Source organism: Ruegeria sp. P10, from assembly GCF_056534925.1.
The window spans coordinates 230,857-252,586 of the sequence record NZ_JBQERJ010000006.1 but is presented as its reverse complement, the minus strand read 5'-3'; the positions used below and the strand labels follow the sequence as shown (position 1 = coordinate 252,586).

At 57.6% G+C, this 21,730-nt stretch carries 26 protein-coding genes; 10 read left to right on the top strand and 16 right to left on the bottom strand.

Annotated elements, in window-relative coordinates:
- Positions 1 to 37: 37 nt before the first annotated feature.
- From ACR0FB_RS12525 to ACR0FB_RS12510, 4 genes are all read right to left on the bottom strand, one after another.
- Positions 38 to 2,716, bottom strand: a complete 2,679-nt coding sequence (locus ACR0FB_RS12525) for an ATP-binding protein (protein WP_480620863.1) — start codon at positions 2,714 to 2,716, stop codon at positions 38 to 40.
- The gene (locus ACR0FB_RS12520) at positions 2,716 to 3,024 is read right to left on the bottom strand and encodes a hypothetical protein (RefSeq protein ID WP_245218138.1); all 309 of its coding nucleotides are present in this window, start codon (positions 3,022 to 3,024) and stop codon (positions 2,716 to 2,718) included. Before ACR0FB_RS12520 ends, ACR0FB_RS12525 begins: the two co-directional genes overlap by 1 nt.
- Complete coding sequence (locus ACR0FB_RS12515) at positions 3,021 to 3,401, bottom strand: response regulator transcription factor (RefSeq protein WP_152457354.1); 381 nt, start codon at positions 3,399 to 3,401, stop codon at positions 3,021 to 3,023. The genes ACR0FB_RS12520 and ACR0FB_RS12515 overlap by 4 nt, the downstream gene beginning before the upstream one ends.
- A 78-nt stretch (positions 3,402 to 3,479) precedes the next feature.
- Positions 3,480 to 4,772 carry a helix-turn-helix domain-containing protein gene (locus ACR0FB_RS12510; protein ID WP_480620861.1) on the bottom strand — a complete coding sequence of 431 codons (1,293 nt, stop codon included), beginning with the start codon at positions 4,770 to 4,772 and terminating at the stop codon, positions 3,480 to 3,482.
- A 189-nt stretch (positions 4,773 to 4,961) separates the two neighbouring features.
- Here ACR0FB_RS12510 and ACR0FB_RS12505 point away from each other — a divergent pair, with 189 nt between their 5' ends.
- From ACR0FB_RS12505 to aat, 4 genes are all read left to right on the top strand, one after another.
- Entirely contained in the window at positions 4,962 to 5,498 is a 537-nt protein-coding gene (locus ACR0FB_RS12505; protein WP_152457352.1) for a LuxR C-terminal-related transcriptional regulator, read from the top strand.
- A gap of 151 nt (positions 5,499 to 5,649) precedes the next feature.
- On the top strand, positions 5,650 to 6,144 hold the full coding sequence (gene accB, locus ACR0FB_RS12500; protein ID WP_171638174.1) for an acetyl-CoA carboxylase biotin carboxyl carrier protein: 495 nt from the start codon (positions 5,650 to 5,652) through the stop codon (positions 6,142 to 6,144).
- A gap of 9 nt (positions 6,145 to 6,153) precedes the next feature.
- On the top strand, positions 6,154 to 7,503 hold the full coding sequence (gene accC, locus ACR0FB_RS12495; protein ID WP_480620859.1) for an acetyl-CoA carboxylase biotin carboxylase subunit: 1,350 nt from the start codon (positions 6,154 to 6,156) through the stop codon (positions 7,501 to 7,503).
- Positions 7,504 to 7,551: 48 nt separating this feature from the next.
- Positions 7,552 to 8,184, top strand: coding sequence for a leucyl/phenylalanyl-tRNA--protein transferase (gene aat, locus ACR0FB_RS12490; RefSeq protein WP_216600192.1), 633 nt, complete (start codon positions 7,552 to 7,554; stop codon positions 8,182 to 8,184).
- Here the strand turns inward: aat and ACR0FB_RS12485 are convergent.
- From ACR0FB_RS12485 to ACR0FB_RS12460, 6 genes are all read right to left on the bottom strand, one after another.
- Complete coding sequence (locus ACR0FB_RS12485; RefSeq protein WP_209547016.1) at positions 8,139 to 8,507, bottom strand: DUF2155 domain-containing protein; 369 nt, start codon at positions 8,505 to 8,507, stop codon at positions 8,139 to 8,141. The genes aat and ACR0FB_RS12485 overlap by 46 nt on opposite strands.
- Positions 8,504 to 8,956, bottom strand: coding sequence for an outer membrane lipid asymmetry maintenance protein MlaD (gene mlaD / locus ACR0FB_RS12480; RefSeq protein WP_171638180.1), 453 nt, complete (start codon positions 8,954 to 8,956; stop codon positions 8,504 to 8,506). Before mlaD ends, ACR0FB_RS12485 begins: the two co-directional genes overlap by 4 nt.
- An 11-nt stretch (positions 8,957 to 8,967) precedes the next feature.
- Entirely contained in the window at positions 8,968 to 9,351 is a 384-nt protein-coding gene (locus ACR0FB_RS12475) for an NADH:ubiquinone oxidoreductase subunit NDUFA12 (protein WP_152457346.1), read from the bottom strand.
- A 79-nt stretch (positions 9,352 to 9,430) separates the two neighbouring features.
- Positions 9,431 to 9,793 (bottom strand): RidA family protein, encoded by a 363-nt coding sequence (locus ACR0FB_RS12470; RefSeq protein ID WP_171724386.1) that lies wholly within the window; start codon positions 9,791 to 9,793, stop codon positions 9,431 to 9,433.
- Positions 9,794 to 9,986: 193 nt separating this feature from the next.
- Positions 9,987 to 11,255 carry an ATP-dependent Clp protease ATP-binding subunit ClpX gene (gene clpX, locus ACR0FB_RS12465; RefSeq protein WP_152457344.1) on the bottom strand — a complete coding sequence of 423 codons (1,269 nt, stop codon included), beginning with the start codon at positions 11,253 to 11,255 and terminating at the stop codon, positions 9,987 to 9,989.
- 131 nt (positions 11,256 to 11,386) lie between these two features.
- Positions 11,387 to 12,019 carry an ATP-dependent Clp protease proteolytic subunit gene (locus ACR0FB_RS12460; protein WP_117869644.1) on the bottom strand — a complete coding sequence of 211 codons (633 nt, stop codon included), beginning with the start codon at positions 12,017 to 12,019 and terminating at the stop codon, positions 11,387 to 11,389.
- Between the two features lie 368 nt (positions 12,020 to 12,387).
- On the opposite strand from ACR0FB_RS12460, the gene ACR0FB_RS12455 reads away from it, so the two are divergent.
- The 3 genes from ACR0FB_RS12455 to ACR0FB_RS12445 all read left to right on the top strand — a co-directional run bounded on the left by ACR0FB_RS12455 (position 12,388) and on the right by ACR0FB_RS12445 (position 14,173).
- Positions 12,388 to 12,729 carry an ArsR/SmtB family transcription factor gene (locus ACR0FB_RS12455; protein ID WP_480486979.1) on the top strand — a complete coding sequence of 114 codons (342 nt, stop codon included), beginning with the start codon at positions 12,388 to 12,390 and terminating at the stop codon, positions 12,727 to 12,729.
- Between the two features lie 61 nt (positions 12,730 to 12,790).
- A complete protein-coding gene (locus tag ACR0FB_RS12450; protein ID WP_152457342.1) occupies positions 12,791 to 12,928 on the top strand; it encodes an entericidin A/B family lipoprotein in 138 nt (45 codons plus the stop codon).
- 828 nt (positions 12,929 to 13,756) lie between these two features.
- On the top strand, positions 13,757 to 14,173 hold the full coding sequence (locus ACR0FB_RS12445) for a type II toxin-antitoxin system Phd/YefM family antitoxin (protein WP_480620856.1): 417 nt from the start codon (positions 13,757 to 13,759) through the stop codon (positions 14,171 to 14,173).
- Between the two features lie 100 nt (positions 14,174 to 14,273).
- On the opposite strand, the gene ACR0FB_RS12440 is transcribed toward ACR0FB_RS12445, so the two are convergent.
- The 5 genes from ACR0FB_RS12440 to lepA all read right to left on the bottom strand — a co-directional run bounded on the left by ACR0FB_RS12440 (position 14,274) and on the right by lepA (position 18,523).
- Complete coding sequence (locus ACR0FB_RS12440; RefSeq protein WP_171724389.1) at positions 14,274 to 14,723, bottom strand: hypothetical protein; 450 nt, start codon at positions 14,721 to 14,723, stop codon at positions 14,274 to 14,276.
- A 106-nt stretch (positions 14,724 to 14,829) separates the two neighbouring features.
- Complete coding sequence (locus ACR0FB_RS12435; protein WP_170345061.1) at positions 14,830 to 15,150, bottom strand: hypothetical protein; 321 nt, start codon at positions 15,148 to 15,150, stop codon at positions 14,830 to 14,832.
- Positions 15,151 to 15,233: 83 nt separating this feature from the next.
- Entirely contained in the window at positions 15,234 to 15,587 is a 354-nt protein-coding gene (locus ACR0FB_RS12430) for a hypothetical protein (protein WP_480620855.1), read from the bottom strand.
- A gap of 303 nt (positions 15,588 to 15,890) precedes the next feature.
- Complete coding sequence (locus ACR0FB_RS12425; RefSeq protein WP_480620853.1) at positions 15,891 to 16,268, bottom strand: hypothetical protein; 378 nt, start codon at positions 16,266 to 16,268, stop codon at positions 15,891 to 15,893.
- 455 nt (positions 16,269 to 16,723) lie between these two features.
- The gene (gene lepA, locus ACR0FB_RS12420) at positions 16,724 to 18,523 is read right to left on the bottom strand and encodes a translation elongation factor 4 (protein WP_480620852.1); all 1,800 of its coding nucleotides are present in this window, start codon (positions 18,521 to 18,523) and stop codon (positions 16,724 to 16,726) included.
- 119 nt (positions 18,524 to 18,642) lie between these two features.
- On the opposite strand from lepA, the gene ACR0FB_RS12415 reads away from it, so the two are divergent.
- From ACR0FB_RS12415 to ACR0FB_RS12405, 3 genes are all read left to right on the top strand, one after another.
- The gene (locus ACR0FB_RS12415; protein ID WP_480620850.1) at positions 18,643 to 19,764 is read left to right on the top strand and encodes a hypothetical protein; all 1,122 of its coding nucleotides are present in this window, start codon (positions 18,643 to 18,645) and stop codon (positions 19,762 to 19,764) included.
- Between the two features lie 173 nt (positions 19,765 to 19,937).
- The gene (locus ACR0FB_RS12410) at positions 19,938 to 20,246 is read left to right on the top strand and encodes a hypothetical protein (protein WP_171229650.1); all 309 of its coding nucleotides are present in this window, start codon (positions 19,938 to 19,940) and stop codon (positions 20,244 to 20,246) included.
- A gap of 65 nt (positions 20,247 to 20,311) precedes the next feature.
- A complete protein-coding gene (locus ACR0FB_RS12405; RefSeq protein ID WP_480620848.1) occupies positions 20,312 to 21,265 on the top strand; it encodes a LysR family transcriptional regulator in 954 nt (317 codons plus the stop codon).
- Here the strand turns inward: ACR0FB_RS12405 and ACR0FB_RS12400 are convergent.
- Positions 21,262 to 21,705 carry a low molecular weight protein-tyrosine-phosphatase gene (locus ACR0FB_RS12400; protein WP_171638194.1) on the bottom strand — a complete coding sequence of 148 codons (444 nt, stop codon included), beginning with the start codon at positions 21,703 to 21,705 and terminating at the stop codon, positions 21,262 to 21,264. The genes ACR0FB_RS12405 and ACR0FB_RS12400 overlap by 4 nt on opposite strands.
- Positions 21,706 to 21,730 lie beyond the last annotated feature (25 nt).

Here is a 21,730-nt window from a genome sequence, read left to right as displayed (position 1 = left end):
TACCCTGCCGAGCGTTACGAAGTTCTTTATGGCCGTGTCATTGCGCGGCCTGCTGGAAAGCCACAGGCAAGCTGACCCGGAAGGCCGCACCGCCCTGCCCGGGCAAATATGTGATCTCACCGCCCAACCGTTGCATGATCTCACGGCAAATGGCCAAACCCAGACCTGCGCCCCCTGCCTTGTCGACCCCGACACGAGCAAATTTCTCGAACACCATCGAACGCGCGCCGGGTGGAATGCCGCTGCCGTTGTCGATGAAATCTATGATGACCCTGCCGCCGACGTCGTGGGCTGAAATGACCAATACCGGTTCTTCCGCGTCACAGTATTTCTGCGCGTTCGAGATCAGATTGATGAACACCTGCCCCAACCGGTCCAGATCCGTATGCAGGGACATTCGCTCGGCCGTAAGAGTCCGGCGAACCGTGATTTTCCGCTCTGCTCCGGCCAGCGCGCTGGACACCGCCCGGTCCAGAACCGAACGCAAACTGTCATCGCTGAGGTTCAGATTGACCTGCCCGTTTTCCAGCACGCTCAGGTCCAGCAGATCGTCGAGAAGCCGGGTCAGGCGCAAGGCCTCATCGTGAATGATTGCGGCATAACGGGTCTGTTCCTCACGGCTCAGCCCCTCTGTATCCCGCATGATTTCGGAAAATGCCCGGATCGAGGTCATCGGCGTGCGCAACTCGTGACTGACCTGGCTCAGGAAGCTGTCTTTTTGTTCGGAAATCTGCGTAAGCTTGGTGTTTGCTTCGCGCAATTGGCGCGCCGTACGGGACAACTCCGACGACTTCTCTTCCAACTTCCCCGAATACTCCAGAAGCTGCGCCGATTCATCCGCCACCGCCAGCAGATCTTCTACGGAAACTGAAGACCCTCCGACGATTTGGGCAATCATCGCATGCGCCGTGGCGGTGCCGACCGACCCGCTCAACTCTCGCTCCAGCCGGTTCAGGAAACCCGGGGTCGGTTCCGGCATATGCGACCGGCCGCCCTGTTTTTCAGCCTCTGCCTGAAAGAACTCCTGCGCTGGCGCGGTGCCCAGAATACGCTGTGTCATGATCATCAGGTCTTCGCTTTGCGCAACCGAGCCGGACCAGCCACCAGGTGAAACCGAGTGGTCAAAAACATTGACGAATTGCGCACCCTGCAAACGCTCCAGAGGGCTGGGAAAGCTCAGAAGGGACGCTATGCAAAAGGCAATGGTGTTCAGGGACAGGGACCACATCACGGTATGGACCATCGGATCGATCCCTTCGATCCCGAACAGGGCATGAGGACGCAACCAGGCAAGGCCGAACAGCCCATTCTGCATGACGGCCTCCGGCATCCACGGCGCGCCCATACCTGGCAACAAAAGCGTATATATCCAAAGTGCGAAACCGACGCTCAACCCGACCAGCGCCCCTGTCCGGGTTGCTCCGCGCCAGAACAATCCCCCGACCAAAGCAGGTAGAATCTGCGAGATTCCGGCAAAGGCAATCAATCCGATCGAGGCCAGCGCCGCACCACCACCGGACAACCGATAGTAAAAGTAACCCAACGCCATGATCACGGCGATGGACACGCGGCGCGCAACCAGAACGATGCTGCGCACATCGCCCGAAACCGAGCCCGTACCCTCATGCGTGTTCAACCAAATGGGCATGACCACATGGTTCGAAACCATCGTCGACAAGGCCATTGCGCTGACGATGACCATCGACGTTGCGGACGAAAACCCGCCGATAAAGGACAGCATGGCCAACCAGTCATTGCCCTGCGACAGCGGTACCGTCAGCACGAACAGATCGGGATTGGCCCCTTCTGGCAACAGGTCCAGACCAACGACGGCAATTGGCACGACAAAAAGACTCATCAAAAGCAGATAGAGCGGAAACGCCCAGGCGGCGGTTCGCAGATGGCTTTCGTCATCATTTTCGACCACCATAACCTGAAACATGCGCGGCAGGCAGATAAAGGCCGCGGCGGACAGGAATATGAAAGTCGTCCAGCGCCCGGCATCGACGTTCCACTCTCCGATTTCCGAGGCATCTATCCTATCCATCATCGGGCCAACGCCACCGGCAATGCCCCACACTACGAAAACGCCCACGGCGATAAGAGCAAACAATTTGACAACGGCCTCCACTGCAATGGCGGTGACCACACCGTGGTGGCGCTCGTTCACGTCCAGATTGCGCGTGCCGAAAAGAATTGCGAACACCGCAAGCCCCGCTGCCATCCAGAATACACTGGACCCTTCGCGGTACAGACCCGATGAATCAGCTTCGGCAAAAATCGAAAAGGACAAGGTGATTGATTGCAACTGGAGCGCGATGTAGGGTGTTCCGCCAAGCACGGCAAGAATGGTCACACACACGGCAAGCGTGTTCGACTTGCCATAGCGCGATGACAACAGGTCCGCGATAGAGGTCACCCGCTGACTGCGCCCGACCCTCACCAGTTTGCGCAGTCCCCACCACCAACTGACCATCACCAGGGTTGGGCCAAGGTAAATCGTTACAAACTCCAACCCGGACCGCGCGGCATTGCCCACCGCACCATAGAACGTCCATGCCGTGCAATAGATCGACAGCGACAAGGTATAGATCAGGGGCGAGCGCAGCCACTTGCCCCGCCCTGCCGCAGCCATCCGATCGGCGGCGAAAGCCACGGCGAACAAGAAAATGACATAGCCAAGGCAGACCAGGATCAGCGTGTTAATGGTTGCCATCACTCAGCGTCCGCGTCTTGATCCTCGCGCACGCCCAAACGGCGGGCGGCAATTCCAAAAACCAACCCAACCACGATCAGAGCGCCCCAGCAGACAAAGATGTAATACATTGCTGAAGACAAGGGGACAGCCTCGCCCTTGCCGGGCTGATCGGGCCACAATAGCGGAAGCGCCAGCAGAGCCGCCCCCAAGAACGGCAGCAGCCGCGCCGCATCCGCCAGCCTACGTCGGCGATAGCTTTGACGTTCGAGAAAAAGCGAGGGGCGTGCGCCCTGTGGTGCGCCCTTTTTGCCCTCGCCAGACATCATATTCGCGTCGCCTGCGCGTGAAGATCGCGCACAGCCGTCAGAACTTCGGCATTGGAAAACGGTTTGGTCATGAAACGGCTGACACCAGCGTTTTCCGCCATTTCCCTGTCGCGCGATTGACCGCGCGCCGTCAGCATCAAAACCGGCAAACCTGCCAGCTCTTCCATCTCTCGGATGTCCCGCAGGATATCCATGCCACTCTTGCCCGGCAGCATGACGTCCAGAATGACCAGATCGGGCTGTGCCCTCTGAATCACCTGAACCGCATCCGTGCCATCGCCATGCGTGTCCACCTGCCATCCCTCGCGGGTCAGCAGAAACCGGATTGCTTCGGCAATGTTCGGCTCGTCCTCGATTAACAGAACCTTACGGCTCATATTTTCAGTTCCTCCCCAAGACCGTTCCTCCATCCTCAGATCGGTCCCCGCCAGATTAAGCCTTCTGTCGGGAAAGTGTCAAAAGCCTTCGCTCAAAATCGACGGTTCGCGGCGGGCCTCGCAAGCATTGCTGGGACAGACGCGGCAGTTTGGCCCGACTTGCGTGACCGGAGCGGCACCTGCCGCCTCGTTGCCCGAACGGACCAGCATAACCGAGCGATAAACGGGATCCTGATCATACCCCAATACCGCATAAGGCCAAGCATAGGCGAAGCATTCGAATTCAGCCGGGGTCCGCCCCATCTGGACAACCTGCTTGCGCACCGGAACAAGTGGGCGGCTCAAAGCCGTGAACAACGGCCACAGCGGGCAAACCTCACCATGCCGCGCCAAAGCAAAGCCCGGAATCGGCTTGATGAACAATACGCTGCCGGATGCATCGCACAGCACCATGCCAACCGGCTGCGGTAACACGTCATCGGGTATGAACGCCAATCGACGCAGAACGGTGGCGACGTCCACGGAAAAGCGATAAGCCAACGCAAAGGGATCCGTGTCGCCTTTTTGCAGGCTCGATCGAAGCGCATCCAGCGGCAAAGCGATTGCATCATCGCGATACATCTTCAGAACTTCACGCGCCACAGTTCGGGCAGCCGACGTGTTGAGACTGCTCAGATCAACGGCATCCACGTCCTCGCCCTGTTCCAATTCCGGAAAACTGTACCTGCGGGATTCGAAGAACGCTTCGACCTCTTCAAGCGGAACACCGCGCGGATCAATTGACGAGTCGCTTTCGTCCAAAAAGGTTACAAGTGCCTTTGAACTCCCGGCCAGCCGCTCTGCATCCTGGTGCAGGTTTTTGTGAAACCGTTCCCGCCACTCTGCTTCGATGTCCTCTGTGTCTGCAAGAATTGCCGCTGTTGAACGAATCGCCGCCGCCGTTGACAGCACTTCGTGCATTGATGCCGCAAGATGCGGGTCATGAGTCAGCCGGTCCGACAAGATCTCGACATTCCGCTCAAGCGAAACAACCCGGCGGTGCATCTGCGCAAGAACCCCGGCCCATCCGGGAAAGCGCCCGGCAAATTCCTCCAGCCCGTCCACTTCGGCCTGCTGCCCGACGGCGTCATCCGCCGCTTCCCGCAAGGCCGACACGAGGGTTGCCTCGATCCCCTGTGTCAGGACAGAGGGTTCGACGGAAAGCGCTGACGCTATATCCACCAGCAATTTGCCACCGATCCGGCGGCGGTTATGTTCGATCAGGTTCAGGTAGGACGCGGATATCCCGGCAAGGCGGGCAAGTTCCGCCTGCCGAAGCCCGGCAATCTGCCGTCTTTCCCGAATACGGCTTCCCGTCAACATATCGCGCATGATCGTATTCTCCTGACCAGGCTTCAACCACTTTTTTCAGAACATATCATGTGTTTCGCTAGTTTACCGAGATATTTTCAAACCATATTTACAACCTTAACAAAAGCGGCAGCCGCCAATGCGCATCAATGGCCACAATAAGCCGCATCTCCCCTTCAATTCCGCGTGGTTTCCCGGCACGATAAGCGGATGAGTGACCCCGCCTTTGAATATGCACCGATCGGGCTTGTTGAACTGGAAAACCGGATCATCAGACGCTGCAATCTGCAATTCGCCCGCACTTTCGGCGGGGAAGAGGCCGATTACCGCAATATGCCGCTGTTGCATCTCTATCCCTCGGTCGCGGATTGGGAGAGGATCGGGGAACGCAGCCTGCAAGTGATGCGAGACACCGGGTACTACACGGATGAACGCGTCATGCGGCGCCGCAATGGTGATCTGTTCTGGTGCCGCGCCCGTGGCCGCTCTTTGACGCCCGATGACCCGTTCCGCCATGGAATCTGGAGCTTTTCCGACATCTCGGAAGAACGTCCCCTTGTCGAATTGACCGTTCGAGAACGCGAAGTGGCGATCCTGTCCTGCCGTGGCCTGTCCGCCAAGGAAATCGGTGCTGAACTGGGCCTGAGTTACCGCACAATCGAAGCCTATCGCGCCCGTCTGCTTGAGAAATTCGGCGCCCGCAAACTGTCCGAGCTTGTCGCCAAATTGTCAGGGATGCCTCTGTAACCTGTCCGCCCCTTTAAATTATGCGGGATTCCCGCCTGTGATGGTGCGAGTCGGCGCTTTTCATGCACCGCCGCTTAGCCTATAACCCTGCGTAATTTGATCAGAGCCCGCAAGAAACAGACGGGCCAAAGGGGAACCGTCGAGGACACTCATGACAGACACCAAACACGAAGCGGATGTGGCATTCATCAAGGCTCTGGCCGAGTTGCTGCGTGACAATGACCTGACCGAATTGCAGGTCAAGCGCGAATATGGCGAGGAAGACAGCCTGAACGTGCGCGTAAGCCGCATGACACAGGCCGCAGCTGCACCAGTTCAGGTTGCCGTGCCTGCGGCAGCACCAGCTCCTGCCGCTGCGGCTGCGCCTGCCGTGGCCGAAGCCCCTGCCGCTCAGGAAGATCCGGCCAGCCACCCTGGTGCCGTGACCTCTCCCATGGTTGGAACCGTCTACATGCAGCCCGAGCCCGGCGCGCCCGCATTTATCTCGGTCGGCGCTTCCGTTTCCGAAGGCGACACGCTGCTGATCGTCGAAGCGATGAAGACCATGAACCACATCCACGCGCCCAAGTCGGGCACGATCAAGCGTGTTCTGGTCGGCGATGGCGACGCTGTGGAGTTTGGCACACCTCTGGTCATCATCGAGTAAGGCGGGCCCATGTTCGACAAGATCCTGATTGCCAACCGAGGCGAGATCGCCCTGCGCGTCATCCGCGCTGCCCGCGAGATGGGGATTAAGACGGTTGCCGTCCACTCCACCGCGGATAGCGACGCAATGCATGTGCGCATGGCCGACGAATCGGTCTGCATCGGCCCCCCGCCCAGCCCCCAGAGTTACCTGTCCGTGCCCGCGATCATATCGGCCTGTGAAATCACCGGTGCGCAGGCGATCCACCCTGGCTATGGCTTCCTGTCCGAGAATGCCGAGTTCGTGCAGATCGTCGAAGATCACGACATCACGTTCATCGGCCCCACCGCAGAACACATCCGCGTCATGGGCGACAAGATCACTGCCAAGGACACGATGAAGGCGCTGGGAGTGCCTTGCGTGCCGGGATCAGACGGCGGCGTGCCTGATCTTGCGACGGCCAAGAAGATCGGTGAGGAATTCGGCTATCCGGTCATCATCAAGGCTACCGCAGGCGGAGGCGGTCGCGGTATGAAAGTTGCGATGAACGCTGACGAAATGGAAAGCGCCTTCATGACTGCGCGGGCCGAGGGCAAGGCCGCCTTTGGCAATGACGAAGTCTATATCGAGAAATACCTGACCACGCCGCGCCACATCGAAATTCAGGTGTTTGGCGACGGGAAAGGCAAGGCTGTTCATCTGGGCGAACGGGATTGTTCGCTTCAGCGGCGCCACCAGAAGGTGTTCGAAGAGGCCCCAGGCCCCTGCATCACACCCGAAGAACGCGCCAGGATCGGCAAGATCTGCGCGGATGCGGTCGCGAAAATCAATTATATCGGCGCCGGCACCATCGAGTTCCTCTACGAAAATGGCGAGTTCTATTTCATCGAAATGAACACCCGCCTTCAGGTGGAACATCCGGTCACCGAAGGTATCTTTGGCGTCGATCTGGTGCGCGAACAAATCCTTGTCGCAGCGGGTGAACAGATGTCGTTCGGTCAGGACGATCTGGAAATCAACGGCCACGCCATCGAGGTTCGGATCAACGCCGAAAAGCTGCCGAAATTTTCACCCTGCCCCGGCAAGATCACGGCCTATCACGCGCCGGGGGGCCTTGGTGTTCGAATGGACTCGGCTCTCTATGACGGGTATTCGATTCCACCCTATTATGACTCTCTGATCGCCAAGCTGATCGTGCAGGGTCGTGACCGGGCCGAAGCGCTGGCCCGACTGGAACGCGCACTGGGGGAATTGATTGTCGACGGTATCGATACCACGGTCCCTCTGTTCCACGCACTGCTGCAGGAACCCGATCTGCACAGCGGCGACTACAACATCCACTGGCTGGAGCGCTGGCTTGCGGAGAACATGGAACAATAGTCACCAAGGACCGGAGGGCGCCTGCCCTCCGGTTGCCTCATACCTGACATGAGCCTGTCCCCCGAACTTTTGTTGCATGGCTATTCCATCGGTATCTTTCCGATGGCCGAGCATCGCGATGACCCCGACCTGTTTTGGGTCGATCCCAAGTTTCGCGGCGTCTTTCCATTGGACAGTTTCCACATTTCTCGAAGCCTGGCGCGCCGTATCCGAAACTGCGGGTTCGATATCTCGATCGACCAGGACTTTTCCGGCGTCGTCGACGGGTGCGCCGACAGGGCAGATACCTGGATCAACGCCGAACTTCATGACCTGTACCGCCAGCTGCACCAAACAGGGTATGCGCATTCACTGGAAGTCTGGGAAAACAACACGCTGGTGGGCGGCGTCTATGGCGTGACCCTGGGCGCAGCATTCTTCGGCGAAAGCATGTTTTCAAGACGCAAAGACGCCTCGAAGATCGCCCTCGCCTATCTTGTGGACCGCCTGAGGCAAACCGGGTTCCGTCTGTTTGACACGCAGTTTCTGACCGCGCACCTGGCCTCTTTGGGCGCAATCGAAATTCCGCGCGGCGCCTACAAGAAAGAGCTGGAAAAGGCCTTGAACCACAGCGCCGATTTCTCGGTGCCGCTGAATCAATCGGCGGCGGGTGTGATACACCGTATGACCCAAACGTCATAACGCGCGTGATCCAGCGCATTCAATGCAGGGGAGGTTGCGATCATCCAACCGTCAAACAGCTGATCGGCCTTCCCACTCTCCCAGATGGTCAGATAGGCGAATGCGTCACCCGTTGGATTGTCAACGGGAAAACGGCAATCTCCCAAGGCAACATCCAGCCCAAAAATCGCTGCCGTCGCGCCGGTCTGCAATTCAACATCGACAGTCTGGCCGTTCACCTTGTCCAGGCCCCGCAGCATTGCCCCGGGCCCAGATTGAACTTTCTGCTGCGCGGCCGCACCTGTGGCGGCCAGCAACAAGGCAAGAATCGTGGCGCGCATCATTCGCTGCCGTCTCCGGCTACGAACTTGACCAGCAGCGAAATCAGGCTGACCGCGCCCTGCGTATCCTCGATCTCGTCGCCGGGATCAAAGTAGAATGGTGACCCACCTGGCATCACCTCGACGAAATTGCCCCCCAGCAAACCTTCTGAGGAAATGACAATGGCACTGTCGTCCGGCACCAGAATGCCGTCTGCAATCGTGAAAGTCGTGTCAGCGCGGTAGGTATCCGGGTTCAGGGTGACGCCCGTCACGGTCCCGATCTTGACGCCCGCAAGGCGCACATCCGTACCGACACCCACCCCCTCCAGAGATCTGAAAGACGCGCCCAGTTCATATCCAGCGGCACCTTGCGACAAGCCCGTCGATTGGCTGGCATAGACACCAAATGCAACGGCACCGGCCAATACGACGCCGCCGACAAGAACTTCGGTCCAGTTATGGGTCGACATTATCGCCTCGTTTATTCCGGGCTCCAGGCCTCATAGTCCTTACGTTCAACCGGTTCCGCGCGACGCAGAGATCCGGCAGGAGCATAGGCCAGCGCGGTGCCGGTCAGGTTTTCCTGATGTGGTTTTTCCCAGGATTTATGCGGCAGCGGTTTATCTGTCGGAGGCTCGTCCCAAGTGCGATGCAACCAACCATGCCATTCAGGATCAACCCGGCTGGCTTCGGCCTCGCCATTGAAGATAACCCAACGCTTGCTGTCATCAGCATTGCGGTAAAACACGTTGCCTTCATTGTCTTCGCCCACTTTCACGCCCTTGCGTGCAGTGTAGATCTGAGTGTTCAAAGTTGACCCATTCCACCAGGTCACGGCTCGCAAAAGACTGTTCAGGATTCCCATCGGGTGCCTCCGGCATTTCGTCGAAGAAAGGTATGGACCAAAGGCCCGCCAAGGTCCAGTGCCCCTGATACCACCTGCGTCACTCCGGCAAAAAGGCGGTCACTTCGATCTCAATCCTGTATTTCGGATCAATCAAACCGCATTCGATCATCGTCGCAGCCGGTGGATTGGCGCCAAAAGTCTCGGCCAGGATCGGCCAGCACGGCTCAAACTCGTTGCGGTCCGGCAACATGTAGGTGACCCGAACCACATCGTCAAAGCCTGCGCCTGCCTCAGCCAGCGCCTTGCCGATGATGTCCAGCGCAGACCGGCATTGCGCCACCACGTCCTCGCCCCGCCCGACGGTCCCGGCGACATGAACCCAGCCGCCCGCAACCACTGCGCGGCAGTACCCGACCTTGGCTTCGAACTCACCACCCGAAGAAATGCGCTGCACTGCCATAATCCGTCACCTTTGATGTTCGAAAACTTGCTTAAGCTTCCGCCGCCTGACCACGCATGACTTCGCGTGCGAGCGACGGATCCACAGCTTCATCTGGCTAAAAATATCCCGGGGGGATGCCCGAAGGGCAGCGGGGGCAGAGCCCCCTGAACCGGTTCAAGTGAAGTCCCACCGTCGCGGTAAAAGCCCGGCCTCAGCCCGCCGAGGCCGATTCCTTGGCCGCATCGGCATAGATGAACAGCGGCTGCGCGTCGGACATCACCGCCTCTTCGTTCACCACAACCTCGCTGACATTTTTCATGCCCGGCAGTTCGAACATGGTGTCCAGCAGAATATCCTCGAGAATAGACCGCAGGCCGCGCGCGCCGGTTTTGCGCTCGATGGCCTTTTTGGCGATTGCTTTCAAGGCATCATCCGTAAAGGCCAGTTCAACATCTTCCAGTTCGAACAAACGCTGGTATTGCTTGACCAATGCGTTCTTGGGTTTGGTCAGGATGGTCACCAGCGCGTCTTCATCCAGATCCTCAAGCGTCGCCAGAACCGGCAGACGACCGACGAATTCCGGGATCAGTCCGAATTTCAGCAGATCCTCGGGTTCCAGATCTTTGAATATCTCGCCTACACCGCGGTCGTCATTGTCGCGCACATCGGCGCCAAAGCCCATGGCCGAGCCTTTGCCACGTTGCGCGATGATCTTGTCCAGACCCGCAAATGCACCGCCACAGATGAACAGAATGTTCGTCGTGTCCACTTGCAGGAATTCCTGCTGAGGATGCTTGCGGCCACCCTGTGGGGGGACGCTGGCCACTGTCCCTTCCATCAGTTTCAGCAATGCCTGCTGCACGCCCTCACCCGACACGTCACGCGTGATTGAGGGGTTTTCGGATTTGCGGGTAATCTTGTCGACCTCATCGATATAGACGATGCCGCGCTGCGCGCGTTCGACGTTGTACTCACTCGCCTGCAACAGCTTGAGAATGATGTTTTCGACATCCTCACCAACATAGCCGGCTTCGGTCAGGGTCGTCGCGTCAGCCATGGTAAACGGCACGTCCAGAATACGCGCCAGCGTTTGCGCCAGCAGCGTTTTACCGCAACCGGTCGGACCGATCAGCAGGATATTCGACTTTGCCAGTTCGATATCGCTGCCCGCTTTCTGTGCGTGGTTTAAACGCTTGTAATGGTTGTGAACGGCAACCGACAGAACCCGCTTTGCCGTGGCCTGACCGATTACATAATCGTCCAGAACTTCGCAGATATCCTTTGGCGTCGGAACGCCGTCAGATGACTTCAGTCCGCTGGCCTTGGTCTCTTCGCGGATGATGTCCATGCACAGCTCAACACATTCATCACAGATGAAAACCGTGGGGCCTGCGATCAGCTTACGGACCTCATGCTGGCTTTTGCCGCAGAAGCTGCAGTAGAGCGTGTTTTTCCCATCGCCGCCTGAATTCGTCGCCATGATCTACCTTTCGGGCTTCGTCCCTGCGCCCCTTTTCGGGGGCGCTTACACCTGTGTGTGCAGCTTAGGCCAGCACTCTGGCGGCTACAATCTCAAAATGACCCCCGCGCCGGTGACGCGGGGTATCGGCCTCAGGCCTCTTCCGTGTCCATTTTCGCTCGATTTTCAACGATCTCATCGATGTGACCCCATTCCTTGGCCTCTTCCGGGCTCATGAAATTGTCACGATCCAGCGCTTTTTCGACCGCCTTTTTCGTCTGCCCCGTATGACGTACGTAGATGTCATACAGGCGATCCTTCAGCTTTTGGGTTTCGGCCGCGTGAATCATGATGTCACTGGCCTGGCCCTGGTACCCGCCACTGGGCTGGTGCACCATGATGCGGCTGTTGGGCAGTGAAAAGCGCATTCCCTTCTCGCCCCCGGCGAGCAGGACCGAGCCCATCGAGGCCGCCTGACCGATCACCAATGTGGAACATTTCGGCTTGATATATTGCATTGTGTCGTAAATCGACAAACCGCTGGTTACCACTCCGCCGGGCGAGTTGATGTAGATCGAGATTTCCTTGTTGGGGTTTTCAGCTTCGAGGTGCAGCAATTGCGCCACAACAAGATGGCTCATCCCATCATGGATCGGTCCGTTGATGAATATGATCCGCTCTTTCAGCAGGCGAGAGAAAATATCATAGGCGCGCTCGCCCCGGCTGGTCTGCTCAACGACCATGGGAACAAGTGTATTCATGTAGGTTTCTACGGGATCGAACATTCGTAACCTGCCTGTTTAGCTATGGATCGGGACAATATCCCAACAAGTGTTACCTGAGTCTTAGTGTCGGCTAAGGGGGGCTGCAAGGGGGGCAAGTGAGAACGCTGACCGAATGTGGATCATCATCAATCGTCAAGGCGAACCATCTGTTGTTTCCGGCAACGATCAGCAGATCGCCTTAAAGTGAATCATCTGCCCCCTCGCGTTGCGGGAACGTTCAATCCGAATTCCCCTTTCATACATCACGCTATTTTGATTCATACATATAGAAATGAATGTACGAAACATGTACTGAAGGGTCTTACACTCACGTCTCTTTACGTTACGGAAACAACACCCGGCCAACGGGTTTGCAAGGAACTCAATCGATGGCACTTCCTCAGCTGTCCAATGACATGTCAAAAGAAGATTTTGACCGCATGGTCACCAACGCGACACGCGCTTCCAATTTTCTCAAAGCGATAAGCCACGAAGGCAGATTGATGATCCTCTGCCATCTGGTGTCCGGTGAAAAATCCGTCACCGAACTGGAAGAATTGCTGTCCGCCAGACAAGCCGCTGTATCACAGCAACTTTCCCGTCTGCGACTTGAAGGGTTGGTGATACCTCGCAGGGAAGGTAAAGCCATCTACTATCGTCTGGCGGATGATCGTCCCCGCCGCATGCTCGAAGTCGTTTACGAGCTCTTCTGCGGCGACGGCCCGACCTAGGAACTGGCTCCGGCTGAAAAAAGGTGCTACCGAAAAATAATCGAGCACCAAGGAGACGAACATGATCCGCGTAATTCTGATGGGCCTGAGCCTGTTTGCACTGACTGCCTGCGAAACCGCCAAAGGCGCCGGCAAGGATATCGAAAAAGCCGGAGATGCCATCCAAGGCGCAGCAACCGACGTGCAGGAAAGCCTGTAATACACTTTATTTTGCGCCGCGCGCGGGCCTTCTCTCAATATGTAGTTGAAAGACATGGCATGCCGCGGTAGCTTTCCCTTACAGGTGCATAGACGCGGCATTGCATCATCTGACGCTAAATCGGGGCTCTTTCGCACACGCAGAAGAGCCCCGGTCCCTTTCGGCAGGGGTGAGTGGTAGCCTGTATGAAACCGAAATCCGGCAAAGGAAAAGGCGCCAGGTGCGCAGACGCGGTCTTTGCATGCGTCCTTTCGGACACTCCTGACGCCTTACCGGGTCGATGCGCTCCGAAGAGCACCCGATCCAGTTGCTACAGCCCCCTGAGAGACTGCAGCGGCTGCATTGTCCCCGAAGAGACATCACAGCGTGCATCGGCCCTCTGAGAAGGTAACCATCCGACTTGGGCATGAAGCCCTCACTCGGCTGATCACCCACCGGTAAGCCATTGCAGTTCAACGCAAATCCTAAGATCCAGTCTCTCTGCCAAGACCCCCGGGCCTTTGCGTCCCACCTTCGGCTCCGAAGAACCTGTGTGGTGTTCAGACTGTTGCAGCATGCCTTGTATCTGACAAGAAAATAGCACTGCAGCATGAAAATTAGACGGGGATAAATTGTTGGTATCTGCCGGGAAATCTTTGTGGATAATCCGAGAAGTTTCGACTCCACGCATGTTTGTCCCGGGACATTTTCAGGCCTGAACCTGAGCCCGGCTTTTGGCCCAATGCTGCGGGCGCAAAGGCCACCGCACGCGCCATTAGTTGAGAATTGCGGGGTTTGTACAACTCTCGGACCACCAATCTTTCGAATCGTACATACGGAGATTCGCCGATGCGTTGCACCATTTCCCATGCGCGCGCCCATTTGGGCGCTTTGGTCATCCGCGCACAGGACCCGCGCGAAGTGATCATACTGACCCGGCACGGCAAACCGCTGGCCGCTCTGGTCTCGGTCGCAGAAGCGAAGCGGATCTGGCATTTGCAGGATGATGACGAGATCGGGTGGAAACACCCGCTGTCGGGCATTCGCGGAATGTGGTCGCCGGGACGCAACATCCCCGGAATGGAACCGGGACCGGACGGCAGCTATGTCACCGCGCGCGAAGCCGCGCTGAAGGTTCGCGAGATCCAGATGACCCGCGCCGAGGAACGCCGCATTCTTGCGCGGGGTGGTCTGGTTCCTATCGCAGGCGGTGAACTGACCGCCCGGCCCGTCTCCGCGCTGTGGAGACGATTGTTCCGTTTTTGAGAAGCGGTCCGACCCGCACGTGGCAACCTACTAACCTCCGCCGCAGTCAAAATTGCAGCAGCGATACTTACCCCCTACAATCGCCCGGGCCGGACACGCTTCAGTTCACCTGACGTTCCAGAACGGTGCTGTAGGTCGTTCCGTTCCGCAGGCTACGGAAATCGGCAAAGATCTTGCCATCTTCGTACCGCGCATCGATCAACGCATTCGCGCCGATCAGCAGAGGTGAGGTTTCGACGATGCCGATACTGCCCGTCCCATCGAGGCTGATGGTGCCGGTGGCCTCGTATTCATTCCAGTCGGAATCGCCATCGCGACGCCATTTGCTGTGCCCCCAGAAAACGTTGCCGTCCTGAAGCTGCACATCCAGCATCCATTCGGCCTGATTGAACCGGGGCTGATCGCCTTTGTAGTAATGGCTGGGCTGAACGGTCGTGTAAGACCCCAGCCAGGTGCCGCGCAGGTCGGGCGTGGTATCGGCCAGCGCGGCCGTTCCAAGGGCGAGGGTCGTGGCCAAAGCGGCTGCTCCGGCAGTCATGTATCTGGTCATGGGCTCTCTCCTTCTGTCTGGTCAACAGATTGGGACCGCCCGAACCGGTTACAACTTACTTGAGGGAAACTTCATGATTGGTTCAGCGGGGGCTTAGAATGGAGTTTCAGGCCCAGGCCAAAGCTGTCCCGACAATGACCAGCGCGATGCCAATCCCCTCGCGATAGGAAAAGTTCTCGCCAAACAGGAAATACGAGGCGATGGCGATCAGCACGACCTCGGCCCCCAGAATGCCGGTATAGATGATGCCCAACCGTTCGTTGCGCAGCGCGGCAAGTTCCAGCGTCGCGGCGGCCAGCAGCGTGGCAACAATCAGAAGGGTCAGGCCAACACCGGGGATCTTCCACCAGAACTTCATCGAGATCATGGCAACGGAATAGAGACCCGCCGACCCGAGGGCGATGAGAGGGATGAGCGATGTGGACATAAGGGCCTCCTGCCGAGGTTGCCGGTGCGTCAACTTTAGCAGGTGGGCGAAGTTGAAGCTGTGAGGTTGATCACAGACTTCGGTCAGAACACGATTGCGATGAGTTCGGACAGCCCAATCAGACCCAGCAACACATTCGACGTCAGGATCAGCCCTTTCAGGTTATGGGATTTGACGCCCTTGCCGAAATTTGACGCCGCTAACTCTTCGTCCATGTCGTCGCGCAGGTTCGCGACATCGGCCAAAGCTGTGCTGCCTGCCAGAATGCCATAGGCCGCAGTGGCAATGACCAGAACAATCAGAACCAGCGAAACCCCTTGAGCGCCAAACCCGATAATGGCAGCGAGCGCCACATAGGCAAAGATTGTCGTCCGCATGATGTAATAGTAATGATCCAGACGTCCCATAGACGTTCTTGAACGCAGAGTCTGATCCATGACAATTCCCCCTGTTTATCAATTGATTGGAATGGGGGGAGTGTAGCATCGATTGTGGTATTTCCGAAATTCGAACATTCGTTCCACAACTGTAGGGCGGGCGGTTGATCAACAGAATTGAGGGCAGCGCCGGCCCGAGGGGAGGCGCAAACGCGCCGCCCGTTTTGCCGGAGGCAAACCTTCGGTTTGACGGGCGGGTCATGCCGGAGGCATGCTTTCAGCATGACGCGGCCCGGCGATGCCGCCGGGCGGGTGGGTTGAAAGACAAGTGTTGTTCGTGTTCGTCATTAGGGAAACGTTGAGTTAAGAATAATCTTGCGAATGGTGCCAACGAACGAAGAGGTCTGTTTGACCTATGAGTTCACTCAAGAGATTTTCACAGTTCATTCCAAATCTAATCGGCCAAATGACACGAAATACACGTGCCATGTCGAGGGCCACCCCGCATGAAATCACGAACGCGGAATTACGCGCTTCTGCCGAGCCTAATAACTTTGTGGTGTAGGTTTCCGTTTCCAAGTCATGCTCGGAATCAGAGTGATCGACGAATATCAACATGTTTGGATGGGCACCAAAATCGATTAGCGTTTGCGTGGTTCTTTCCATCTGAGCACCGAGCGCTGCATCCTCTTTCTTTAGACTCGCTTTGGCGCGAGGAATGGGACCATTCCTACCACGCATTGAGGCCTTTGCCTCTGAGTCGAATTCTCTATTCCACCAAATCTCTTCGAATTCACTGTCACGCGAACAGAGATACGAATATTGTGAGCATTCGTGAGCGTGTCTTAAAGTTGCCGGTACCGCACTCGATGCACCTGCTAAAGCCAACGTTACACTGGATCTCCAAGAACCAAATCCGATCTGAAACAGCCTAGCCGCTGTAACATGTTGATTGGAGTGCAAGTTATTTGAACATCGCATTAGAAGACTATCCGCGAGTTCAATACACTTTGGTATTGGCCCTTTTAGGTTGTGGCCAACCTTAATTAGATACTCATTCAAATCAGTCGGTTCGTCGGATCTAGTTTCAGACACTCTGCCCTCATCAATAGATGCTGTCGACAACCAACAGTTTTCTTTCCAGCTAGGGCATAGCTACACTCTCCGTAAGTGCATACAACCCAAGATGGACAGCCTTATCCATCCATCTTCAACGCCGATATGAATGCCTCCTGCGGGATATCCACCTTCCCGAACTGGCGCATCTTCTTCTTCCCCGCCTTTTGCTTGTCCAGCAGTTTGCGTTTCCGCGTGGCGTCGCCTCCGTAGCATTTTGCGGTCACGTCCTTGCGCAGGGCGGACAGGGTCTCGCGGGCGATGACCTTGCCTCCGATGGCGGCCTGGATCGGGATTTTGAACATGTGGCGCGGGATCAGGTCCTTGAGCTTTTCGCACATCGCGCGGCCCCGCATCTCGGCCCGGTCGCGGTGAACCATGGTCGACAGCGCGTCAACCGGTTCGTCATTCACCAGCACCGACATCTTGACCAGATTATCCTGCGTGTAGCCGGTCATCTGGTAGTCGAACGAGGCATAGCCCTTGGTCACCGATTTCAGGCGGTCGTAGAAGTCAAAGACAACCTCGTTCAGCGGCAGGTCATAGACGACCATGGCGCGGCTGCCCGCATAGGTCAGGTCCAGCTGGATGCCGCGGCGGTCCTGGCAGAGTTTCAGCACGTCGCCGAGGTATTCGTCAGGCACCAGAATGGTCGCCTTGATGCGCGGTTCCTCGATATGGTCGACCTTGGAGGGGTCGGGCATGTCGGCGGGGTTGTGCAGCTCGATCATCTCGCCGTCTTTCATGTAGACGTGATAGATCACCGACGGCGCGGTGGTGATGAGTTCGATATCATATTCGCGTTCGATGCGGTCCCGGATGACCTCGAGGTGCAACAGGCCAAGGAAGCCACAACGGAAGCCAAAGCCCAGTGCGGCCGAGGTTTCCATCTCAAAGCTGAAGCTGGCGTCGTTGAGCGCCAGTTTGTCGATCGCATCGCGCAGGTCTTCGAATTCGGAACTGTCGACGGGGAAAAGGCCACAGAACACCACTGGTTGCGCGGGTTTGAAGCCTGTCAGCGCCTCTTCGGTGCCATTGCGGTCATTGGTGATGGTGTCACCGACGCGGGTGTCGCGGACCTGTTTGATCGAAGCCGTTAAGAAGCCGATCTCACCGGGGCCAAGCGAGTCGACCATCTGCATCTCGGGGCGGAACACACCGACGCGGTCGACATGGTGCAGGGTGCCGTTCGACATGAACTTGACCCGCATCCCCTTTTTCAGCGTGCCGTCCATGATACGGACCAGAACGATCACGCCGAGATAGGCGTCGTACCAGGAATCCACCAGCATCGCCTTGAGCGGTGCATCCAGATTGCCCTGCGGTGCGGGCAGTTGCTGTACGATGGCCTCAAGCGTTTCGTGGATGCCCTGCCCCGTCTTGGCGCTGACCTGAATGGCGTCGGTTGCGTCGATGCCGATCACATCTTCGATCTGTTCGGCCACGCGGTCACAGTCGGACGCAGGCAGGTCGATCTTGTTGAGCACCGGCACGATCTCATGATCAGCGTCGATGGCCTGATAGACATTCGCCAGCGTCTGCGCCTCGACCCCTTGGGTCGAGTCCACGACCAGCAGCGAGCCCTCGACCGCGCGCATCGACCGGCTGACCTCATAGGCAAAGTCCACGTGACCGGGGGTGTCGATCAGGTTCAGCACGTATTGCTCGCCATTGTCGGCGGTATAGTCGATGCGAACCGTGTTGGCCTTGATGGTGATGCCACGCTCGCGCTCGATATCCATGCTGTCGAGCAACTGTTCCTTCATGTCGCGATCCTTCACCGTTCCGGTCTCTTGGATGAGCCGGTCAGCAAGGGTGGATTTGCCATGGTCGATATGCGCGACGATGGAGAAATTGCGGATATGAGCGAGGTCTGTCATGGGTTGGGGATATGTAGAGGAATCGTGGATTGGTCAATAGAAACGCGACAGAGTTTCGGTGCCTTGTCCGCTAAACTTCAAGAGGGCAGATTGGACCGCTCGTATTAGCAGGAATGCACATGGTTATTTTAACCCGTCCAGAAGAGTTTGAAGATTGGCTAAATTCGCTTTCAAACACGGCACTGAAAGCATTTGCGACGCGTTCAGCCTTACAAGTTCTTCCCTATGCTTTTGTTTTATCAGATCAAGAAAGTAGCAGCCGCGAACAGGCGCAATTTCTTCTAGCTTGCTTTAGAGCCAATATTGTTTCTGGACTCGTTGGTACTGGGCTTTACCCAGAAATAGCTTCGATCACCTCTAGTACTCTAGGCACCCTCGACGCCGCCAATACCGAAAACGGGTACGGTACATTAACCGACCCGACCTTATCCAACGTCGCTACTGCCGTCGCCGCAACCTTCTATGCAACGCGCGCCACGCCTGCCGAAACAATTCAAGATCTCAATGCCAACGCATTCACCAACGGTGCCGAAATTACCCAAGCGCTATCTGCCGATGCTATTGCGCTAGCCGCGACACCAGATGAAACTGAGCAGGTGTTTGCCACCGAACTGTGGCATGGTGCAGTACCAAAGCCGTACGCCAGCTTGTCGCAGCGGTTTTCCGAAAACGCCCCCGAGACGCCATGGGAGTTTTGGGCTGAATGGTACGAGGGAATGCTGAAGGGTGAACCGTTGGACTGGGAACTTCAGCGGCGGGTTGCTTTGATTGGCAATAGTATTTGGAACGCAGGCCCGGAAGCTGTTGCTGAAGAAATTGCGGAAATTCAGGCAAGGTGGGAAGTCGAGAAAGCCTTATCGGACATCAAAGGTAGCCTGACGGTTAGAACCTCAGCACGCCACGGCATCGGAGGGAACAACCCTCCTAAGAGCATCGAAGATGAACGGTTGTCCGACGCGTTAACCTTGATCTGGGAAACGACCGACGACCTCTCGACGGCTTTGGAAGAGGAAAGCCCTGCTCGTGAGTGGATTGAAGCAATTCTGGGCAAACTCAAAGCAGGACTGGTTGGCTTACTCAAGTGGTGCGTTGGCAAGGCAAATTTAGCAGTTGGCACTGTGATCGTTGTAGGCTCAACCAAAGGCACTACAGCGATCGTTGACGCTTACATAGCTAAACACCCGGAGAAAATTGAAGCGTTGATCGAGGCCATTGAAAGGTGGCTCCCGCTCCTGTCCTGACCGGTGCCGGGCTGAAACCCGGCCTACGGGGGTGGTGGGATTGTATCGTTTCCGGCTCGTGCAATCACTTTTTCGCAACGTATGATTGATCCGAGCGCCCATTTGATTCATACTCCGCCGCAGACCGAGAGGGGCGCAAGACACCTCCGGGCAGGCAAAAACGAGGCTCGAGTATGAAACAGTTCCTCTTAATCGCATTTTGTGCGGCATCGCTGACGGCGGTGGCTCCGGTTGCGGATGCGGCGCAGATCAAGCGGGCGTGTCTGGCGTCGGACCGGTCGGCGGCGACGCGGGATCGGTGCAGTTGCATCCAGCGCGTGGCGGATCAGGCGCTTACCCGCAGCGATCAGAAAACCGTGGCCAAATGGTTCACCGACCCCCATCAGGCGCAGGAGTTGAAGATGTCGCAGACCGCGCGCGACGATGCGCTGTGGGACCGGTATCAGAACTTTGGCCAGATGGCGCAGGCGATCTGCAGCTAAGCCCCTCTGAAACCTTGACCTGATCCACGCTGCGCCCCAGAAAGGCGCAGCGAAAGGTGTATCTTATGGTGATGAAAGGGCTGACCCTGCGGGGCCTTGAGGTGTTCGAGGCTTTGGCGCGGACGGGATCGGTGGCACAGGCCGCCGAGATCACGGGGCTCAGCCAGCCATCCGTTTCCCAACAGTTGCGCAATCTGGAAAAGGCTCTGGGCACCGAACTGGTCGATCACGGGCGCCGACCGATGCGCCTGACGCAGGCCGGGCGCAGTTTTCTGGTGCGGGCCGAGGCGGTTCTGGCCGAGCTGCAAATGGCACAAAGCGAATTGTCGGTCATGGATCTGGGGCATCTGACCACGCTCTCCATCGGATTGATCGACGACTTCGACAATGACCTGACCCCACGGCTGGCCACGCTGCTGGCGGACAGTCTGACCCGATCGAATTTCAAACTGATCACCTTGTCGAGCCTCGATCTGTTCGAGGCCTTGGCCGAACAACGCCTGCATATGGCCGTCACCGCCCATAGCGGAGAAGTGCTGGAAGGGGTGGTCGAGTACCCTCTGGTCCGGGATCCGTTCATTCTGGTTGCGCCTCAGGAGGCGGGCGGAGTGGAGGCCGTGCAGAACAGCCTGCCATATCTGCGCTATGCCCGCGAGCAGCTGATCAGCCGGCAGATCGAGGCGCATATGGCGCGCGGCGCGCAGGAGTTCGAGGAACGGTTCGAGATCGGCTCGCACATGGCGCTGATGGCCATGGTTGCACGGGGTCTGGGTTGGGCGATCACGACGCCGCTGGGCTTCATGCGCGCAGCGCGTTTTCATGACGGGCTGGAGGCCCACCCTGCCCCGTTCGGGGATTTCTCGCGCAGCATATCATTGCTGGCGCGAACGGGCTGGTCCGATCAGGTGCCGCAGGAGGTCGCGGGCATGACACGGCGTCTGATGCAGAACCAGATCGTTGACCCGGCTTTGGCCAAACTGCCCTGGCTGAGCGGATCGCTGCGGGTGATCGGCGGTTAACTGTCCAGATGGGCAGCAAGGCCGTCAACCGCTGCCTCGATCAGGTCCAGCGCGCCATCGAAATCCCGTGTGTAATAGGGGTCAGGCACATGATCCGCGCCGGCCTCAGGGGCGAAATCGGTCAGCAGGCGCACCGGGGTGTCACTGCCGGCGGGGCGCAGATTCTCGATATCCGCGATGTTGTTGGCGTCCATGCCCAGGATCAGGTCGAAGCGGTCGAAATCGGCAGCGGTGAACTGACGCGCGCGCAGGTCGCCCAAATCGATTCCCCTGACCTTTGCAGCTGCCTGCATTGGGCCATAGGGCGGTTTTCCCGCATGCCAGCCCATGGTTCCGGCACTATCGGTTACGTGATGTGGCGCGCGGGCGCGAAAAACGCCCTCTGCCGCAGGCGAGCGGCAGATATTGCCCAGGCAGACAAAAAGGATACGGTGTGACATGCACCATGCTGTACCGCGCGGAGGA

What these genes read in the sequence shown, in the direction of transcription:
- ACR0FB_RS12415 (WP_480620850.1), top strand. Translation starts at nt 18,643, where the DNA reads ATGGTTATTTTAACCCGTCCAGAAGAGTTTGAAGATTGGCTAAATTCG.
- accB (WP_171638174.1), top strand. Translation starts at nt 5,650, where the DNA reads ATGACAGACACCAAACACGAAGCGGATGTGGCATTCATCAAGGCTCTG.
- ACR0FB_RS12505 (WP_152457352.1), top strand. Translation starts at nt 4,962, where the DNA reads ATGAGTGACCCCGCCTTTGAATATGCACCGATCGGGCTTGTTGAACTG.
- mlaD (WP_171638180.1), bottom strand. Translation starts at nt 8,956, where the DNA reads ATGTCGACCCATAACTGGACCGAAGTTCTTGTCGGCGGCGTCGTATTG.
- ACR0FB_RS12520 (WP_245218138.1), bottom strand. Translation starts at nt 3,024, where the DNA reads ATGATGTCTGGCGAGGGCAAAAAGGGCGCACCACAGGGCGCACGCCCC.
- ACR0FB_RS12470 (WP_171724386.1), bottom strand. Translation starts at nt 9,793, where the DNA reads ATGGCAGTGCAGCGCATTTCTTCGGGTGGTGAGTTCGAAGCCAAGGTC.
- accC (WP_480620859.1), top strand. Translation starts at nt 6,154, where the DNA reads ATGTTCGACAAGATCCTGATTGCCAACCGAGGCGAGATCGCCCTGCGC.
- clpX (WP_152457344.1), bottom strand. Translation starts at nt 11,255, where the DNA reads ATGGCGACGAATTCAGGCGGCGATGGGAAAAACACGCTCTACTGCAGC.
- lepA (WP_480620852.1), bottom strand. Translation starts at nt 18,523, where the DNA reads ATGACAGACCTCGCTCATATCCGCAATTTCTCCATCGTCGCGCATATC.
- aat (WP_216600192.1), top strand. Translation starts at nt 7,552, where the DNA reads ATGAGCCTGTCCCCCGAACTTTTGTTGCATGGCTATTCCATCGGTATC.
- ACR0FB_RS12435 (WP_170345061.1), bottom strand. Translation starts at nt 15,150, where the DNA reads ATGTCCACATCGCTCATCCCTCTCATCGCCCTCGGGTCGGCGGGTCTC.
- ACR0FB_RS12485 (WP_209547016.1), bottom strand. Translation starts at nt 8,507, where the DNA reads ATGATGCGCGCCACGATTCTTGCCTTGTTGCTGGCCGCCACAGGTGCG.
- ACR0FB_RS12455 (WP_480486979.1), top strand. Translation starts at nt 12,388, where the DNA reads ATGGCACTTCCTCAGCTGTCCAATGACATGTCAAAAGAAGATTTTGAC.
- ACR0FB_RS12445 (WP_480620856.1), top strand. Translation starts at nt 13,757, where the DNA reads ATGCGTTGCACCATTTCCCATGCGCGCGCCCATTTGGGCGCTTTGGTC.
- ACR0FB_RS12450 (WP_152457342.1), top strand. Translation starts at nt 12,791, where the DNA reads ATGATCCGCGTAATTCTGATGGGCCTGAGCCTGTTTGCACTGACTGCC.
- ACR0FB_RS12425 (WP_480620853.1), bottom strand. Translation starts at nt 16,268, where the DNA reads ATGCGTGGTAGGAATGGTCCCATTCCTCGCGCCAAAGCGAGTCTAAAG.
- ACR0FB_RS12405 (WP_480620848.1), top strand. Translation starts at nt 20,312, where the DNA reads ATGGTGATGAAAGGGCTGACCCTGCGGGGCCTTGAGGTGTTCGAGGCT.
- ACR0FB_RS12515 (WP_152457354.1), bottom strand. Translation starts at nt 3,401, where the DNA reads ATGAGCCGTAAGGTTCTGTTAATCGAGGACGAGCCGAACATTGCCGAA.
- ACR0FB_RS12430 (WP_480620855.1), bottom strand. Translation starts at nt 15,587, where the DNA reads ATGGATCAGACTCTGCGTTCAAGAACGTCTATGGGACGTCTGGATCAT.
- ACR0FB_RS12410 (WP_171229650.1), top strand. Translation starts at nt 19,938, where the DNA reads ATGAAACAGTTCCTCTTAATCGCATTTTGTGCGGCATCGCTGACGGCG.
- ACR0FB_RS12510 (WP_480620861.1), bottom strand. Translation starts at nt 4,772, where the DNA reads ATGCGCGATATGTTGACGGGAAGCCGTATTCGGGAAAGACGGCAGATT.
- ACR0FB_RS12440 (WP_171724389.1), bottom strand. Translation starts at nt 14,723, where the DNA reads ATGACCAGATACATGACTGCCGGAGCAGCCGCTTTGGCCACGACCCTC.
- ACR0FB_RS12525 (WP_480620863.1), bottom strand. Translation starts at nt 2,716, where the DNA reads ATGGCAACCATTAACACGCTGATCCTGGTCTGCCTTGGCTATGTCATT.
- ACR0FB_RS12475 (WP_152457346.1), bottom strand. Translation starts at nt 9,351, where the DNA reads ATGGGAATCCTGAACAGTCTTTTGCGAGCCGTGACCTGGTGGAATGGG.
- ACR0FB_RS12460 (WP_117869644.1), bottom strand. Translation starts at nt 12,019, where the DNA reads ATGTTCGATCCCGTAGAAACCTACATGAATACACTTGTTCCCATGGTC.
- ACR0FB_RS12400 (WP_171638194.1), bottom strand. Translation starts at nt 21,705, where the DNA reads ATGTCACACCGTATCCTTTTTGTCTGCCTGGGCAATATCTGCCGCTCG.